The organism is Paenibacillus sp. FSL P4-0113, assembly GCF_038009305.1.
Classification (GTDB): domain Bacteria; phylum Bacillota; class Bacilli; order Paenibacillales; family Paenibacillaceae; genus Paenibacillus; species Paenibacillus polymyxa_D.
The window spans coordinates 2584083-2599432 of record NZ_JBBPAZ010000001.1 but is presented as its reverse complement, the minus strand read 5'-3'; the positions used below and the strand labels follow the sequence as shown (position 1 = coordinate 2599432).

Annotated in this window: 14 protein-coding genes; 8 read left to right on the top strand and 6 right to left on the bottom strand. The window is 45.3% G+C overall.

The window, feature by feature from the left end:
- Positions 1-88: 88 nt before the first annotated feature.
- Entirely contained in the window at positions 89-1306 is a 1218-nt protein-coding gene (locus MKX46_RS11120; RefSeq protein ID WP_341071239.1) for an MFS transporter, read from the bottom strand.
- Between the two features lie 91 nt (positions 1307-1397).
- On the bottom strand, positions 1398-1952 hold the full coding sequence (locus tag MKX46_RS11115; RefSeq protein ID WP_029519201.1) for a MarR family winged helix-turn-helix transcriptional regulator: 555 nt from the start codon (positions 1950-1952) through the stop codon (positions 1398-1400).
- A gap of 351 nt (positions 1953-2303) precedes the next feature.
- Here MKX46_RS11115 and MKX46_RS11110 point away from each other — a divergent pair, with 351 nt between their 5' ends.
- The 4 genes from MKX46_RS11110 to MKX46_RS11100 all read left to right on the top strand — a co-directional run bounded on the left by MKX46_RS11110 (position 2304) and on the right by MKX46_RS11100 (position 6017).
- Positions 2304-3650, top strand: a complete 1347-nt coding sequence (locus tag MKX46_RS11110) for a cytochrome ubiquinol oxidase subunit I (protein WP_069012158.1) — start codon at positions 2304-2306, stop codon at positions 3648-3650.
- Positions 3647-4678: a cytochrome d ubiquinol oxidase subunit II gene (locus MKX46_RS11105; protein ID WP_029519198.1), complete on the top strand. Its 1032-nt coding sequence runs from the start codon at positions 3647-3649 to the stop codon at positions 4676-4678. Before MKX46_RS11110 ends, MKX46_RS11105 begins: the two co-directional genes overlap by 4 nt.
- A 6-nt stretch (positions 4679-4684) precedes the next feature.
- A complete protein-coding gene (gene cydS / locus MKX46_RS25580) occupies positions 4685-4795 on the top strand; it encodes a cytochrome bd oxidase small subunit CydS (RefSeq protein ID WP_007432143.1) in 111 nt (36 codons plus the stop codon).
- Positions 4796-5006: 211 nt separating this feature from the next.
- On the top strand, positions 5007-6017 hold the full coding sequence (locus tag MKX46_RS11100) for an MBL fold metallo-hydrolase (RefSeq protein ID WP_029519196.1): 1011 nt from the start codon (positions 5007-5009) through the stop codon (positions 6015-6017).
- Positions 6018-6138: 121 nt separating this feature from the next.
- Here the strand turns inward: MKX46_RS11100 and isdG are convergent, their stop codons facing one another.
- Genes isdG through MKX46_RS11080 form a run of 4 tightly spaced genes read right to left on the bottom strand, consistent with a single transcriptional unit; the run spans position 6139 to position 9267 of the window.
- The gene (gene isdG / locus MKX46_RS11095) at positions 6139-6489 is read right to left on the bottom strand and encodes a heme oxygenase (RefSeq protein ID WP_029519194.1); all 351 of its coding nucleotides are present in this window, start codon (positions 6487-6489) and stop codon (positions 6139-6141) included.
- A 1-nt stretch (position 6490) separates the two neighbouring features.
- Entirely contained in the window at positions 6491-7282 is a 792-nt protein-coding gene (locus tag MKX46_RS11090; protein ID WP_069012157.1) for an ABC transporter ATP-binding protein, read from the bottom strand.
- Positions 7279-8277: a FecCD family ABC transporter permease gene (locus MKX46_RS11085; RefSeq protein ID WP_176715747.1), complete on the bottom strand. Its 999-nt coding sequence runs from the start codon at positions 8275-8277 to the stop codon at positions 7279-7281. The genes MKX46_RS11090 and MKX46_RS11085 overlap by 4 nt, the downstream gene beginning before the upstream one ends.
- Before the next feature lie 9 nt (positions 8278-8286).
- On the bottom strand, positions 8287-9267 hold the full coding sequence (locus MKX46_RS11080; protein ID WP_069012155.1) for an ABC transporter substrate-binding protein: 981 nt from the start codon (positions 9265-9267) through the stop codon (positions 8287-8289).
- A 397-nt stretch (positions 9268-9664) separates the two neighbouring features.
- Here MKX46_RS11080 and isdC point away from each other — a divergent pair, with 397 nt between their 5' ends.
- The 4 genes from isdC (at position 9665) to MKX46_RS11060 (ending at position 15332) form a co-directional block, all read left to right on the top strand.
- On the top strand, positions 9665-10180 hold the full coding sequence (gene isdC, locus MKX46_RS11075) for a heme uptake protein IsdC (protein ID WP_029519188.1): 516 nt from the start codon (positions 9665-9667) through the stop codon (positions 10178-10180).
- Between the two features lie 72 nt (positions 10181-10252).
- Positions 10253-10720 (top strand): NEAT domain-containing protein, encoded by a 468-nt coding sequence (locus MKX46_RS11070; RefSeq protein ID WP_029519187.1) that lies wholly within the window; start codon positions 10253-10255, stop codon positions 10718-10720.
- Between the two features lie 32 nt (positions 10721-10752).
- The gene (locus MKX46_RS11065) at positions 10753-11250 is read left to right on the top strand and encodes an NEAT domain-containing protein (RefSeq protein ID WP_039273678.1); all 498 of its coding nucleotides are present in this window, start codon (positions 10753-10755) and stop codon (positions 11248-11250) included.
- 98 nt (positions 11251-11348) lie between these two features.
- Positions 11349-15332, top strand: a complete 3984-nt coding sequence (locus MKX46_RS11060; protein ID WP_318628072.1) for an NEAT domain-containing protein — start codon at positions 11349-11351, stop codon at positions 15330-15332.
- Positions 15333-15350: the final 18 nt, after the last annotated feature.

The following is a 15350-nucleotide window of genomic DNA, read 5'->3' as shown; positions in this document are numbered from 1 at the left end:
TGGCGATGGGAAGTAGCATCCGAATGCGCAGTGGCACTATAGGTATCTTTATTCGGTTTATAGTTTGATGCTGTTTATGCATTCCGCCTCAGCGGATCGTTCTGGTGGCTGCGAATGAGCAGGGAGCGATAAATCCCACAGACAGAACTGCCGCCAGCAGCATAAATGTAGTCATCTGATTGCCGCCATTCCCCATCAAACGAATGGAGAGCATAGGAGCTAGACTTGTACCGGCAAACAGGATGAAGGTATATAGTGAGACAGCTATAGCTCTCGCTGCACCGCCGAGCTGGCCGACGATTGCTATGAGTGAAGGAACACTCAGGGCAATGCCGCTGACAAAGCATACACTCAACACCACGATAGTCATAAGAGAGTGTGTCATTCCCATCAGCGCCAAACTCAGAATGGAAAGAATAAGAGCTGTACGTAATATAAGGTGCACACCGTATTTCTGGGCTAGCTTTCCTGCGAATGGTGAAAGGAGCATGCCGATGATACCAGCGGTTCTGACATAAAGCATCTGTCGGCTATTCAGGCCAAATTCAGGGCCGCCAAGATAGTTACCCAAAACCGTATACATGCTCACAAAGGACATCAGGAGAACAAAAGCAACCGTGTAGCTTAACCATAAAGGATACGAGCGCAGAACGGTCTCCAACTGACTGAAAGCTGCCCAAATGCGAACATCTCGTTGAGGGGAGGGGGTTTTAGGTAGGAAAAAAAGGACGATTAGGAAGGTAATTGCATACAAAATGCCTAGCATCCGAAATACCGTATTCCACCCCATTTGTTCGCTAATGACAATACTAAATACCTGACCAGCAATACCCGCTACTAGAAAACCGGTGCTGATAAAGCCGATAGCTGTTACCCGTTTTTCGGCCGGAAACATATCGACGGCGTATGCGAGAGCAACGGGGGAAAAGGTGGCTGCAGCCAAACCTTGAAGCAAGCGCAGTGTAACTAATACAGAATATTGACTGGTTAAGCTGATGGATAACGAAATAATCGTTAATGCGAGCAGTCCGATGACGATAACCTGCTTTCGTCCAAAGCGGTTAGACAATCCACCATAAACAAGACATCCCGCCGCAAAGCCTAAGGAAAAGATACTGCCCGGTAGGGCTGCTTCGGCAAGCGTTTTTCCAAACACTTTAGCAAAAAGAGGGACCAAAGGGATCGTCACATACAGGCTGGACATAACGGCAACCGCTGACCAGCATAGGATTACAGTCATCCATGCATAAGGGAGAGCCACATTTTCTTTCTGTATAACGGTATGATTGGTTCGTAATTTACTCATCAATTGAACACTCCTTGATCATAAAATAAGTGGCTTGGTAATACACGAAATTAAATATATTAGGTAACCTAATTATATGTTTAAAAAAAATTTATCTGCCCACCCCCAATCTGTTTTCCATATGATGATGGATTTTTTCTATAATCCGCGAAAAAACGACCTGCTCCTCAGGCTCCAAAATACTCGCTAGAGAAGCACAGGAAGACCAAAATACAGGAAGCACTTGCTGTACAAGATGAGATCCCCCTTCTGTAATGCGCACATGAATTTTGCGTCGATCTGAGGAATTATGTTCTCTGATAATCCAGCCTCGTTGCTCTGTCCAGTCTAGGAGAGATGTAACAGATGCACGACGAATTCCCAGACGGTCGGCAATCATTGAAGGGCTCATCTGAGCCTGGGATTGGTGTAGTGTCAACAGCAACAATAAATCTAGCTTACTCTCTGTCAGGCCATAAGCAGCTAGATCCAAATCTATTGCGTCGAGCGTATTATCACCCGTCCATAGCAAGAAGAGACCAATACGGGCGAGTTGTCGATTCGTTTCTGCAAGAGCAGTTTGATCCATTAGCTCCAGATAAGGTTCTGGACCCAGACGGGGAAGAGGTTGCTGGACGGTGTCCCGCATACTTTGTTTTGGTGGCATACATTCACTCTTTTCATATAATTAGGTTATCTAACTATATATCAATATAGCGTATTGAAATGCATAAAACAATATCTAAAAAGAAATACTGCTACATTCAATGCAGAAGCAGGGTTAAAACTCGACAGAATGAACCAAACTGTGAATAGGTTACCAAAATGCGCCAATAGATAAGTGAAGGAGGCGTTCCTATGTTCCGCAAGCAGGAAAGAACGCTCATTATTGTATGTATAGTAATTGCGGCCATTATGCTATATGCCGTAATTAAAAGCATAGCTCGCTTGACTCCTTAGTTGGTAATCCAGAGTGATCCGCGATGTTTAAAATGTGAAATGAAGGAGTGAAACCCATTTGTCTTCACTGGACCCTGTATTACTAAGCCGGATGCTGACCGGAATTACCCTGTTTGTTCATATCGTATTTGCATCTATCGGCGTCGGCGTACCCTTAATGATTGCACTAGCAGAATGGCGCGGGCTGCGAACTGGTGATCCGCATTATACCCTGCTGGCCCGACGGTGGGCGCGAGGGTTTGTCATTACCGTTGCCGTGGGTGTCGTTACAGGTACCGCCATTGGTTTGCAGCTCAGCTTGCTTTGGCCCACCTTTATGCGGGTGGCTGGACAAGCGATTGCACTGCCTCTGTTTTTGGAGACGTTTGCTTTTTTCATCGAAGCTATATTCCTGGGCATCTATTTGTATACTTGGGATCGGTTTAAAAGCAAATATTTTCACCTGATGCTGCTCATCCCGGTAGCGATTGCCTCATCTGCATCAGCGGTTTTTATTACGACTGTGAACTCGTTCATGAACCAACCTCAAGGCTTTACACTCAAAAATGGAGTCATGACAAATATTCATCCCATCGAGGCCATGCTAAATCCGGCTACGCCGACCAAAGTTTCTCATGTACTGGCTTCCTCGTATACATTGAGCGCTGGGGTGCTGATGGGACTGGCTGCTTACAGTATGCTGCGGGGACGTAATCACGCTTATTTTAAAAAGGCGCTGAAGCTCACTGCCACCTGTACCATTGTGTTTGCCATCAGTACAGTGATGATTGGAGATGCATCCGGTAAATTTCTGGCCAAATATCAGCCGGAGAAGCTGGCCGCCGCCGAATGGCATTTTGATACGATGACGCACGCGCCCTTCGTATATGGCGGATACATGGATAAGAACGGTGAAATCAAATATGCCCTGAAAGTGCCTTATGCACTTAGTGTGTTGGCCGGGAACCTGCCCAGTACGGAGGTCAAGGGATTAAATGATTATCCCGTAGATGAGCGTCCGCCCCTGTCTATCCATTATATGTTTGACCTCAAAATCACCACAGGGGTGCTGATTCTCGTCATTCCGCTGTTGTATCTGATCCGCAAGCGTTTGCCAGGTCGCAAACCATACCCCAGATGGCTGCTGTTGGCGCTCATTCTGGTGGGGCCGATGGCGATGGTAGCTATTGAGCTCGGATGGATGTTCGCGGAGGTCGGTAGACAGCCGTGGATTTTACGCGGATATATGAAGGTGTCCGAAGCAGCAACCACTTCTACGAGTGTTGGGTGGATGCTGGTGTTGTTTGTTATTTTGTATCTGGTGTTGTGCTTCTCGGCCATTAAGGTACTCAGCAAGCTATTTCGCAATAAGGATGCGGTGGAAGAGATAAGACAGCTCGGCCTGGAAGGGGCTGATGGTAAGTGAGCTATGAAATTGTAGGCATCGCCATTTTGTGGACGTTCTTGTTCGGATATTTGCTTATAGCATCTATTGATTTTGGTGCAGGGTTTTTCAGCTTTTACAGTGTGTTAACAGGCCACCAGAACAAAATCCACAATATTATTCAACGGTATCTATCCCCGGTGTGGGAGGTAACAAACGTATTTCTCATCTTTTTTGTGGTGGGATTAAACGGGTTCTTCCCGGATGCGGCATATTACTATGGTACGGCGTTACTCGTTCCCGGCAGTATTGCGATTGTACTTCTCGCCATCCGGGGAGTGTATTATGCATACAATACGTATGGGCATTCCGGCACCAATAATATCGTCTACATGGCGTTGTACGGTGCGACAGGGTTACTGATTCCGGCGGCACTGTCGACGGTCCTCGCTATATCGGAAGGCGGCATTATTGTGGAGAACAGTACAGGTGTGCACCTGCAATGGGGGCAGCTATTAAGCAATCCCTACACGTGGGCGGTTATTTTTCTGGCGTTGGTAAGCGTACTGTATATCTCGGCGATGTTTTTGGCCTATTATGCCAAAAGGGCAGGAGACAAGGTCGCTTTTGAAATCGTACGAGGATATGCACTGCTTTGGAGCGGTCCAACGATTGTTGCGAGTCTGCTCGCATTTTTTCAGATTAACAAACAAAATCCAGATCATTTTACCAATATGCTGAACATAGCCTGGATGTTTGTCGCATCCTTCATATGCTTTGCGGGAGCAGTTTATCTGGTATGGCAGCGGCGGCATCTAGGGGTTTCGTTCATATTGGTGATGCTGCAATTTGCATTTGCCTGGTATGGCTACGGCCGCTCGCATCTCCCGTATGTTCTGTATCCCTACATTAATGTCTACGACAGCTTTACAAATTCTACGATGGCGTATGCGTTGATTACGGCGTTTGTTGCGGGTCTGCTGGTGCTGATCCCTTCGCTGATCCTGATATTAAGATTGTTTCTGTTCGATGCAAAATATGTGCGCGGACATGAAGGGAAGAAAGGGTGAGTTAGAGTGGCTGCTTTCGAGCATTTTACGATTATGTATGAGTCACCTATCATTATCGTCGTGGCGATTGTGTTTTTGTTTATTTATTCGGCACGCTTTAAAAATCCACAAGATTGACAACAACAGGTGGAACAGGCCTTCCTGATTGATCCGGGAGGTCTGTTTTTGCTGTATTATCGCAGAATTTCCTTTACAGACGTGATTGAATTATACTTTACATAGATCAGGATGTTGCATCATTTTATGTTCACACTCGAATGACAATATATAGTTAAATTGAACCGCTGCGTTTTTTGGAGAACGGGTTCATCAGGGAGGGAGCTGCATCATGCCCAAAGTTCGCTTTAACAATATGGATCATGTAAATACCGATAAAACCATCAAGCAATTCAGACAATGGCGGCAGGAGCGACGCAGCAAAATAAAGGATTATACGTTCGTTGTGCCAAACCATCCCCCGGAGCTGGAGTTTCTGCATAGCAATCGGGAGATGGCGACAGCCACCTGGGTGGGACATTCCACCTTTTTCATCCAGTATCTTGGGCTGAATATCATCACCGATCCGGTGTGGGCAGAGCGTATGGCTTTTGATAAAAGGTTGGCCCCGCCCGGCATTCGCATCCAGGATGTACCACCACTAGACATCATTCTGCTGTCTCATTCACACTATGATCATTTACATTTAGAATCCTTACGGAAATTATATCGTGCAAATACGCTGATGCTTGTACCCACAGGGTTAAAGGCAAAAATGATCCGCAAAGGTTTTCGTAACTGTCATGAGCTGCAATGGTGGGAGCATTTTACGGTAGGAGGGGTACGATTTACATTTGTTCCAGCCCAGCATTGGACACGACGCACGCCGTTTGATACGAACACTTCGCATTGGGGTGGATACGTTCTGCAAAGTGAACAGCAGGTGATTGGCTCTGCCACGTCCGTCACGGAATCTCATCCTCATTCGAATACAGATTCAGAGCATACACCGACGTTGTATTTTGTGGGAGACACTGGATATTTTCGTGGGTTTAAGGAGATTGGCGAGCGCTTTGCCATTGACCTGACCTTTATGCCGATTGGCGCGTATGAACCGGAATGGTTCATGACCTCGCAGCACGTGACACCGGAGGAGGCATTGCAAGGGTTTGTAGATTGCGGCGCAGATCAGATGATTCCGATGCACTACGGAGCCTTCAAACTAGCGGATGATACGCCAAGAGAGGCGCTGGATCGTCTCGAAGCGGAGCGTGAGCGTATGGGTATTGCGAAGGAACGCATTCATGTTCTAGGGCACGGAGAGACGCTGAAAATTGGACGTCGCTGTTCAACTACAATCTGAGAGATTCGACATCATCCTTATATAAGAGGATTTTGCAAAATCCTGATAAACAAAGCGGCTCGGCGGACAATTAACTTTGCCTGCCGAGCCGCCTTTTTTGGTTTTTAGCTATAATGCAGGGTTAAACTGCTTCGGAATCACTTGCCAAAGAGGAATCGCTGTTGGCGATGGGATGACGAACGATTTTAACTTCATAGAACGTGATTTTATTTTCAATAATATAGTCCGGAATTTGACGATGGCTATGGGATTCGCGGAAAGCTTCGCTTTTCGTCCAGCCTTGGAAGTTCTCTTTTTCTTTCCATCGTGTACTGATCGTTACTTCCTCATAATCCTCCGTGTTTTCAGTCAGCAGCACTTCCAGACCGAGAAAGCCTTCCATTTTTTCAACTTTTCCTTCTTTGTTAAATCTTTCGATGAGTAGATGTGCATTGCCCGGTGTGATTTTAGATGTATTTGTTACGATAACCATATTAAATTCCTCCTGAATGATGTGGTATGGTCGGTATAATAACCGGATAGCCATCCTCAAATTTGATGGTAGCGTTCATTTCATAAATGTCGCGAAGAAAAGCAGACGTCAAAATCTCATGGGGTTCGCCGACAACGGCGATTCGTCCCTTTTTAAGCGCAATCATATGATGACAATAGGCCGCAGCTTGCTGCAAATCATGTAGTACCATAACAATCGTCAAGCCGGACTCGTGATTGATACGCCGCAGCATATCCATAACTTCAAATTGGTGGGCGATATCCAGAAAAGTGGTCGGTTCATCGAGCAAAAGAATACCCGTTTGTTGGGCCAAGGCCATTGCAATTCGCGCTTTTTGTTGTTCACCTCCCGATAGAGTATGGAACATCCGATCCGCATAGGGCTGGATACCCGTGATCTTCATGACATGGTCCACGATTTGCTGGTCCTGTCCGGTATAGCGTACCTTCAAGCCCTTGGCATGAGGAGATCTTCCGTAAGCGACCAGCTCGCGGACCGTCAATAACGGCAGCATATCCTTCATTTGCGGTAGCATTGTAATCGTCTGGGCAAAATCACGCCGCTTGTATTCCTGCACGGGCTTGCCCAATACGGAAACCTGACCCTGATCCTGCTTGAGCAACCGGGTCATAATCCGCAAAAGCGTGGATTTGCCTGAACCGTTCGGCCCGACGATCGCGGTGAGCTGACCAGCAGGCAAGGTGATATTCACATCGACCAGCTTGAAATACCCACGTTGTAAGGAGATATGCTCACCCTGAATGGCTGTCATCCGAAATTCCCCCGTTTCTTGAGTAAGATTAAGAAGAACGGTGCCCCAATGACGGCCAGCAAAATACCTACAGGCAGTTCAATCGGGTCAAACCAGGATCGCGCCACCGTATCTGCGAGAACAACCAGCGTTCCGCCGCCCACAATGGAAAGGGGAAGGAGGAAACGATAATCTTCCCCGATTAGCAGCCGTATGACATGGGGAACGACCAGTCCTACAAAGCCGATCAACCCGGCTACACTGACTGCTGTACCGGCCAGCAGGGCAGAAAGCAGGATAATGAGCATACGTTGAAGCTCTACTCGCTGGCCCAGCAGCTGTGCTGAATCGTCGCCCAGTAGCAGTAAATTAGCAGGTTTAATCGCAAAGAAAGAGGCGATTAATCCAATGATGGCGTAAGGCGCCATGAACTCCAGATGATGCCAGCTTCTTCCGTTTAATCCGCCGGATAGCCAAGGAAGAACGGCCTGTACGCGGTCGCTGAACATGACCATTACGCCGTTGGTGAGTGCGCCCAGCAGCGCATTGATCGCAACGCCAGCCAGCACAATTTTGACAGGCGACGCCCCTCGGTCCCAAGCCAGCAGATAAATGACGATTGCGCTCAGAAAGGCTCCCAAAAAGGCGGTTATCGGAAGAAGGTAGCTAAGCTGGGGAAGCATCACCATCGTAATGACGGCGGCAAGTCCACCTCCAGCCGATACACCAATAATGCCAGGGTCAGCCAATGGATTTTTCATGACACCTTGAAGAAGGGCTCCGGAAGCTGCAAGACAAGCTCCTACCAGTAAACCTACTAATACTCTGGGTAGCCGGAGATCCATCAGGATCGTGCGATATGTAGATTCATCATTATGTAGCAAAACATGATTGATTTCTTGAAGTGGAATCGACACCGAACCGTAGGCTAGACCGTACACAGAGACGGCCAGCAGTAGAATCGGAAGGGTAATCCAGGCGATGGTGCGTCTTCTGGCGCGCTGTAGTTTGTTCATCGCCATCGCCTATTTCGCCGGATACAGCTTTTGATGCATCAAATCCAGCGCTTTAGTGACCCGTGTGCCCGGATTCGTACCGAACAGATCTGAAGGTAAAACCTCGACCTGATTGTTTTTAACTGCTCGGATTCCGTTCCAAGCTGCATTTTCCTGCATTTCCTTTATAAATGCAGCTTTAACATCTTCTGTATTGCCATGAGTCATGATGAAGATGTAGTCAGGGTCAGCCTGTATGATGCGTTCTGTGTTCAGCTGCGCATATTGCGGGAAATTTTGCAGGCCCGGAAAATCAGCGGCGATGTTAGAGCCACCCGCAGCTTCCAGAATGTTTCCACTCAGTGAATTCGGCAGTGCCGCCATGTACGTAGCCGGGGCTCCGTAGACGAGCAACACCTTCGGTTTGGAGGCAGAAGCGGTTTCCTTTTGTAGCTTGGTTACTTGTTGGTCAATTTGCTGGTTCAGCTTTACGGCCCCGGCTTGCTTTTGTAGTAATTGTCCGAACAGTGTAATTTGTGTCTGGATATCCTGAACTGAATTGGCACTAGTCAGCAGCAGCTGTGAACCTACTCCTTCAATGGCTGGAATGTCTTTTTCATTCATAGGATAATTGCCTAGCACGACATCCGGTTTGAGCATCGTAATTTTCTCCAAATCTACTTCATGAGTGGAGCCTATTTGCTGAACGTTCTCAGCAGCAGGTACGACGACAGGTCCATTGGAGTTGGGTCTTCCTACGGCTGTCCCGCCCAATGCGTATATAATATCCAGATCGCCATTGCTGAGCGCAACGATATGTTGAGGAACCTTTTGAAACGCCAACGTCCGTTTTGAAAAATCAGTAACTTGGATGGCTGCACTGCTTGTCGTGCCAGAAGTGGCAGATACGGAGGCACTGGTTGGTTTATGATCTGTGGTCGGGGCACCATTACTACATCCGGTAACTGCCAATAAAAGCACTGCGGACGACCACAACATATAAGATTTCATGTTATTCCTCCTGCAATTTTCGAGTTAAACAATAATGATAATCATTTTCAATTATATATAAGAGAATGATAATGAATATCACTGGGCAATGTCAATTAAAAAAACAAAATTTTTAAATAAATTTTGAACTAAAAATAAAAGGGATATATTCGAATTAAAGAAGAAGGAACCACAAATTTTTCTTAAAAAATAGCATATATCAAGGGATTATGTACACGCAAATACATATTGACATTTTCGAAAAGTGTAAGATATATTGGTGATGGGTTTACTTTATTTTGCGAAATTATGGAATAGGGAGGTGGGGAGACAAGCTCGAAAAGAGCTATTTTTTTAAATTATCAATTGAGAATGATAATCAATTAGTTTATTCTCGTGGGGAGGGACTGCTGTCAAAATGAAGAAGGGGTATTCTGCAATTATTGCTGTGTTTCTGCTGGTGAGTGTGCTGAGCTTTTGGCCAACTTCGTCATCTGTAGGAGCCGCTACGGCTTCTCCAAAATTGGCGGATGGTACATACACGCTCAAATACAATATCCTCAAGGCAGAAAATGACTCGGTGTCCATGGCTAATGATTATTTTGAAAAACCAGCTAAGTTGTATGTGAAAAAAGGTCATATGACCATGCAAATTAAGCTGAATCATAGCGAATGGACAACCGGGTTTAAAGTAGATTACAAAGGCAAAATCATCGATACCAAGGTCATCCATAAGGATGCCAAAACCGATACCCGCACCGTACAATTTCCAATTACGAGTGTGAACAGCCCGCTAATCTCTAAAATCCATGTTACTGTCCCTGCGTATAACTACGATCATGACTATACGATCCGCTTCGCTTTTGATTCCAAAAGTGCCAAAAAAGTAGCAGCCGTCCAGTCAGCAAAATCAACTAAATCTTCCAAGAAGTAAATTCAAGCCATCTCTATCGTTCATAAAATCAACACAAATTCAAGCATAAAAAATGGAGGAGTGTGTGTAGATATGAATATGGTAATGAATCGCTTTGAGCAATTTTCTTTTAAGAAGGTATTCGTAGCATTGATCATGACAGCGCTTGTTTTTGCACTTGTTGCTCCATTCTCAGCTAAAGCGGCAGCAGCCGACGGCACGTACAACGTAGACTACACCGTTCTGAAGGATCAAACCAATGAGACTTCTCGATTGGATAGCTACCTGACGAAGCCTGCTCAGGTTACGGTAGCTAACGGCAAAAATGTCGTTCGTCTGACTGTGAAAAGCAGCAATCTGATTACAACGTTCAAAGTAGAGCAAAATGGCGTACTGCAAGATGCGACTGTAGTGAGCACAGATACTGCTAGCAACACTCGTGTAGTGGAATTCGAGGTTGCTGATCTGAATGCAAAAGTGAATGCTTACGCTGAAATCACAATCCCAGTAATCGGCTACACAGGCAAGTATGATGTACAACTGCAATTCGACGAAATATAATCCAAAAATAAAACGTAAAGGAGATTAAGAACATGAACATGATTATGAATCGTATGGAAAAATTGTCTTTGAAAAAAGTAATGCTTACTGTACTGATGGCAGCGCTTGTTTTTGTGGTACTGGCCCCATTTTCTGCCAATAAGGCGAATGCGGCTTTGCCTAATGGAACGTATCAATTGCCTTATACCGTTTATAAAGATGGAACCACTCAGCCATCTTACATGGATACAAATGGTTATGTGAAAAAACCAGCCACACTGATTGTTACGAATGGTCAATATAAAGTGAGAGTAGCTATTACCAAGAGTGCATGGGTTACTGAATTCAAAACTCAACAAAACGGTCAGTATGTGAATGCGACTGTGGTAAGCACATCAGGGGATACAAGAATAGTCGAATTCCCTGTAACTAGCCCGTCTCAAAAATTGAACGTTAAACTGCATGTAAGTGTGCCTGCAGAATACACTGGTGGTATTCCGTACGATCACGACTATGTTGTTCAATTCCAATTCGACGACAGCGATATCTAAGGCTTCTTTTTGAAAATATAATTTTGAATTGAATACTCATTTGGAGCTTACTTTCAATGCCCCAAATGAGTATATTTTAAGTAGGGGGATACATCACCTTGAAAAGCCGATTTAACAAATACATTACGACATTCGCTGCTATTCTAATGTTGTTTTCTTTATTTTCACCATACGTAGGAGCAACCCCTGAAGTTGATTCCACTTCCCAAAATTTGCCCGATTCAAGCACTACAGTCACTAGTGCTACTTATGCTACTTATGAGATGCCGGTAGAAGTACCTAGCACATATGCTGAGCCTACCAATGCTGTAACTACCACAGATGCGACCTATGCAGATGGAGAATACCTGATTGATTACAAACCTTTAAGAAAGACAGTCAGCGGTAACACCAGAGATTCGAGTTTCAAAACAAACTATACCTATCCTGGAGATTTGATCATTAAGGATGGAAAATACCATTTTTCATTTAAGTTTGCGGAAACTCAAGGGCTATCGAAATTTTTAGTAGAACAAAACGGGGAAACAGTTCCCGCAAAAATAGAGGTGGATTCTGGGAAAGCTTCCGGGACTGTAAGCTTCGATGTTTATGATTTTCATCAAAATGTAAATACGGAGTTTGGATTTAATAGCAGTTCTCCGTGGTATGTAGATACCGATCCAGATCGTTCAGTGAAGGAATGGATTGAGTTTGATCCTTCCAGCTTGAGACTTAAAAACTCAACGGAGAATCCAACGGTTCCACCTGTAACACCACCGGTGACGCCTCCTAATGCAGGAGAAAAACTTTCTGATTTGGACTTTACCCTTTTGAAAGATGGAACCAATGAAAAGTCTATGATGGATGGGTATACGGAGAAACCAGGCTCACTAATTGAGCGTGGAGGTAAACAATATGCCCAGTTCACATTAAAGAACAGCAAACAGATTGATGGTTTTAAGGTAGAGCAAAATGGGGTGTTAACCGACACTTCTGTTGTAAGTGAAGATCAAACTGCGAATACACGAGTGATCGAGTTTGAAGTGAAAGAACTGCCTGCCAAGCTCAACGCATGGGTGAGCATCAACTGGCCTGAGCTGGGCTACGTGCATACTTATAATGTAGATCTTCAGATGTCTTCTGCACCCGCCCCATCAGATTTGGCGGATGGAACGTATTCTATTAATTTTAATACCCTGCACGCCACAAAAGATCAGCCATCAGCCATGGCACAGTATCTGTTGTCTCCGGCAACTTTGACGGTAGCGAAGGGACAAAAAGAAGTTTCCTTCACCATTAAAGACAGCACTACAGTGACGGAATTCAAAACTGAACAAAATGGAACGTTGACGGATGCAGATATTGTAAGTGTGGACAAGACCGCCAATACACGTATTGTGAAATTCAAAGTAGCGGATTTGGACGCGATTTTGAATGCGCAGGTACATGTGAGCACGACCTATCCAGGTGGGGTTTATGAGATGGACCATAAACTTCGGCTTCAGTTCGATAAAAACAGTATCTCGGGAACGGACAACGGTTCAACTCCAGTAACGTCAAATCTGGACTTCACGCTGTTAAAAGACGGTTCAAGTGAAAAGTCTATGATGGATGGATATACAGAAAAACCGGGTACTCTGGTTGAACGTAAAGGCAAGAAATATGTACAGTTCACTTTGAAAAACAGCAAACAAATTGACGGCTTTAAAGTAGAACAAAATGGAGTATTGACCAACACGACCGTAGTAAGTGAAGATCAAACGGCGAATACACGTGTTATCGAATTTGAGGTTAAGGAAGTGCCTGCCAAACTGAATGCATGGGTAAGCATCAACTGGCCTGAGCTGAACTATGTAGAAACCTATGATGTCGATCTTCAATTAGGAGCGGCAACAACCCCGGTTGATCCTGGGACGCCAGGCACACCAGGCACGCCCGGAAAGAATTTAGCTGATGGAACGTATTCAATCAACTTCGATGCGCTGCACGCAATCAAAGATCAAAAATCGGCCATGGCGCAATATTTATTGTCTCCGGCCACACTGACGGTATCAAAAGGCAAGTATGAAGCCTCCTTTACCATCAAAGACAGCACCACCGTGACAGAGTTTAAAACAGAACAAAGCGGGACACTTACGGATGCAGATATCGTTAGTGAGGACAGGAATGCTAATACACGTGTTGTGAAATTCAAAGTGGCGGATTTGGACGCTATTCTGAATGCACAGGTACATGTGAGCACGACCTATCCAGGTGGGGTTTATGAGATGGATCATAAGCTTCGTCTGCAATTTGACCGCAGCAGCATTACAGCTAAAGGACCGGATAACGGAACCACAACCCCAGTTGAAAATGGCAGATACAGCATTGATTTCTCCGTACTCAAAAACGGAAGCAATGAAATATCTGTGATGGATGGATATATGCAAAAGCCAGCCACACTGTTAAAACAGTCTGGTAAAAATATCATTCAGATCAAAATGGACAAGAGCAGCTGGATCAAAACGTTCAAAGTAAATGGTGCAGAGGCTCAGGTTGTCGATCAATCAAGCTCCGCAAATACAAGAACAGTACAATTTGAAGTGCCAAATCTGTCGGATAAAGTGACAGTGAATACGCATGTCATCGTACCTGGATTGGATTTGAGTGGTATCCCATATGATCACGTGTATGATGTGCAGTTCCAATTCGAGCCTGCTACCATTCGAAGCTTTGTTGAGCCTACCTCTTCAGGGGCGGCTGATCCCATGATTAAACTGGATTTTGACAAGCTTGCCAATGGTAAATATGCTTTGAAATTCAGTATTGTTTTGTCAGATGGCTCAACAGCAGCAGATTCACAGGCTCAACGCTTCATCACTGACGAACCGGCGCAATTGGTCGTGGAAGGCGACAAACGGTTTGTAGGTCTGAAGCTGCAAAACAGCAATGAAGTGAAGGCGCTGCGTATTTGGGACAACGCAAGCGGGGACTACCGAGATGCAGAAGTGACCCAGGAAGATGCAGCAAGCAATACGAAGCATGTTCGTTTTAGCGTAAGTGACTTTAAGAGCAATGTAAAAGGCCAACTGGTTGTCTACGAAGCTCCTAAAGTGGCAAGTAGCGCTCAGATGGTTTTCAAGGCGGAGGATCGAGTAGAAAAGGTATATGATTTTGAATTTAAATTCGATACCAGCAATGTATCTTATCACAACGAAACCAAAGCAGACGAAGTAGAACAGGGGAAAAATAACTTGGCCGATGGAGAGTACACTGCGAACTTCCGTGTACTGGCGAACGGAACAGACAAGGATTCTCTAGTGGCTCCTTTTGTGCAGAGTCTAGCGAAGTTGATTGTGAAAAATGGCAAGGTTCAGGCTCATGTAACCGTTACGGACAACCAGGCTTTGAAGCTATTCCAAACGGATTTTGAAGGCCGTTATGCCAATCCGATGATTATGGGTTCGGACACTAAAGGTGACACGCACACGATTGCGTTCGAAGTACCTGATCTGGATAAGAAGTTAAGTGTGTACACACAGGTATATCTGCCTGAGAAATACATTCTAAATGAGAAATTCGGCGGACAGATTCAATTTGACCGTGCATCGCTTAAAGGTGAGGGGGTCAATACAGCTACAACCGTAACCCCTACTGAACCGATAGTAGCTTCTACGGACAAGGCAGCAGAAACAACTGCATCTGTAGCTGAAACCAAACCAGTAGTTGAGCAACCGGTTCAAATGGCTTCCGAGAAGCAATACACGATTAATTACAACGTATTTAAAGACAAAACGAGTGAAGCTTCCGTTATGGACGGTTATCTCGACAAGCCAGCCACACTGATTGAAAAGGGAGACAAGCGCTATATCCAAGTGACATTGAAAAATAGTTCTTGGATGCCAACTTTACAAGTGGAGCAAAACGGTACCCTGAAAGATGTAGAAGTGATCTCGACATCCGGCGATACACGTGTCGTTCAATTCGAGGTAGGGGACTTGTCCCAGAAAATCAGTGCTTACACACACGTTATTGTGCCTGGCTTGGTTCTTGGCGGAGTGCCGTATGATCACTGGTATACAGTTCAGTTCCAATTTGATGAAGCAAGCCTGAAAGCGAAGTAGCCTCAGGTTGTGACCTCA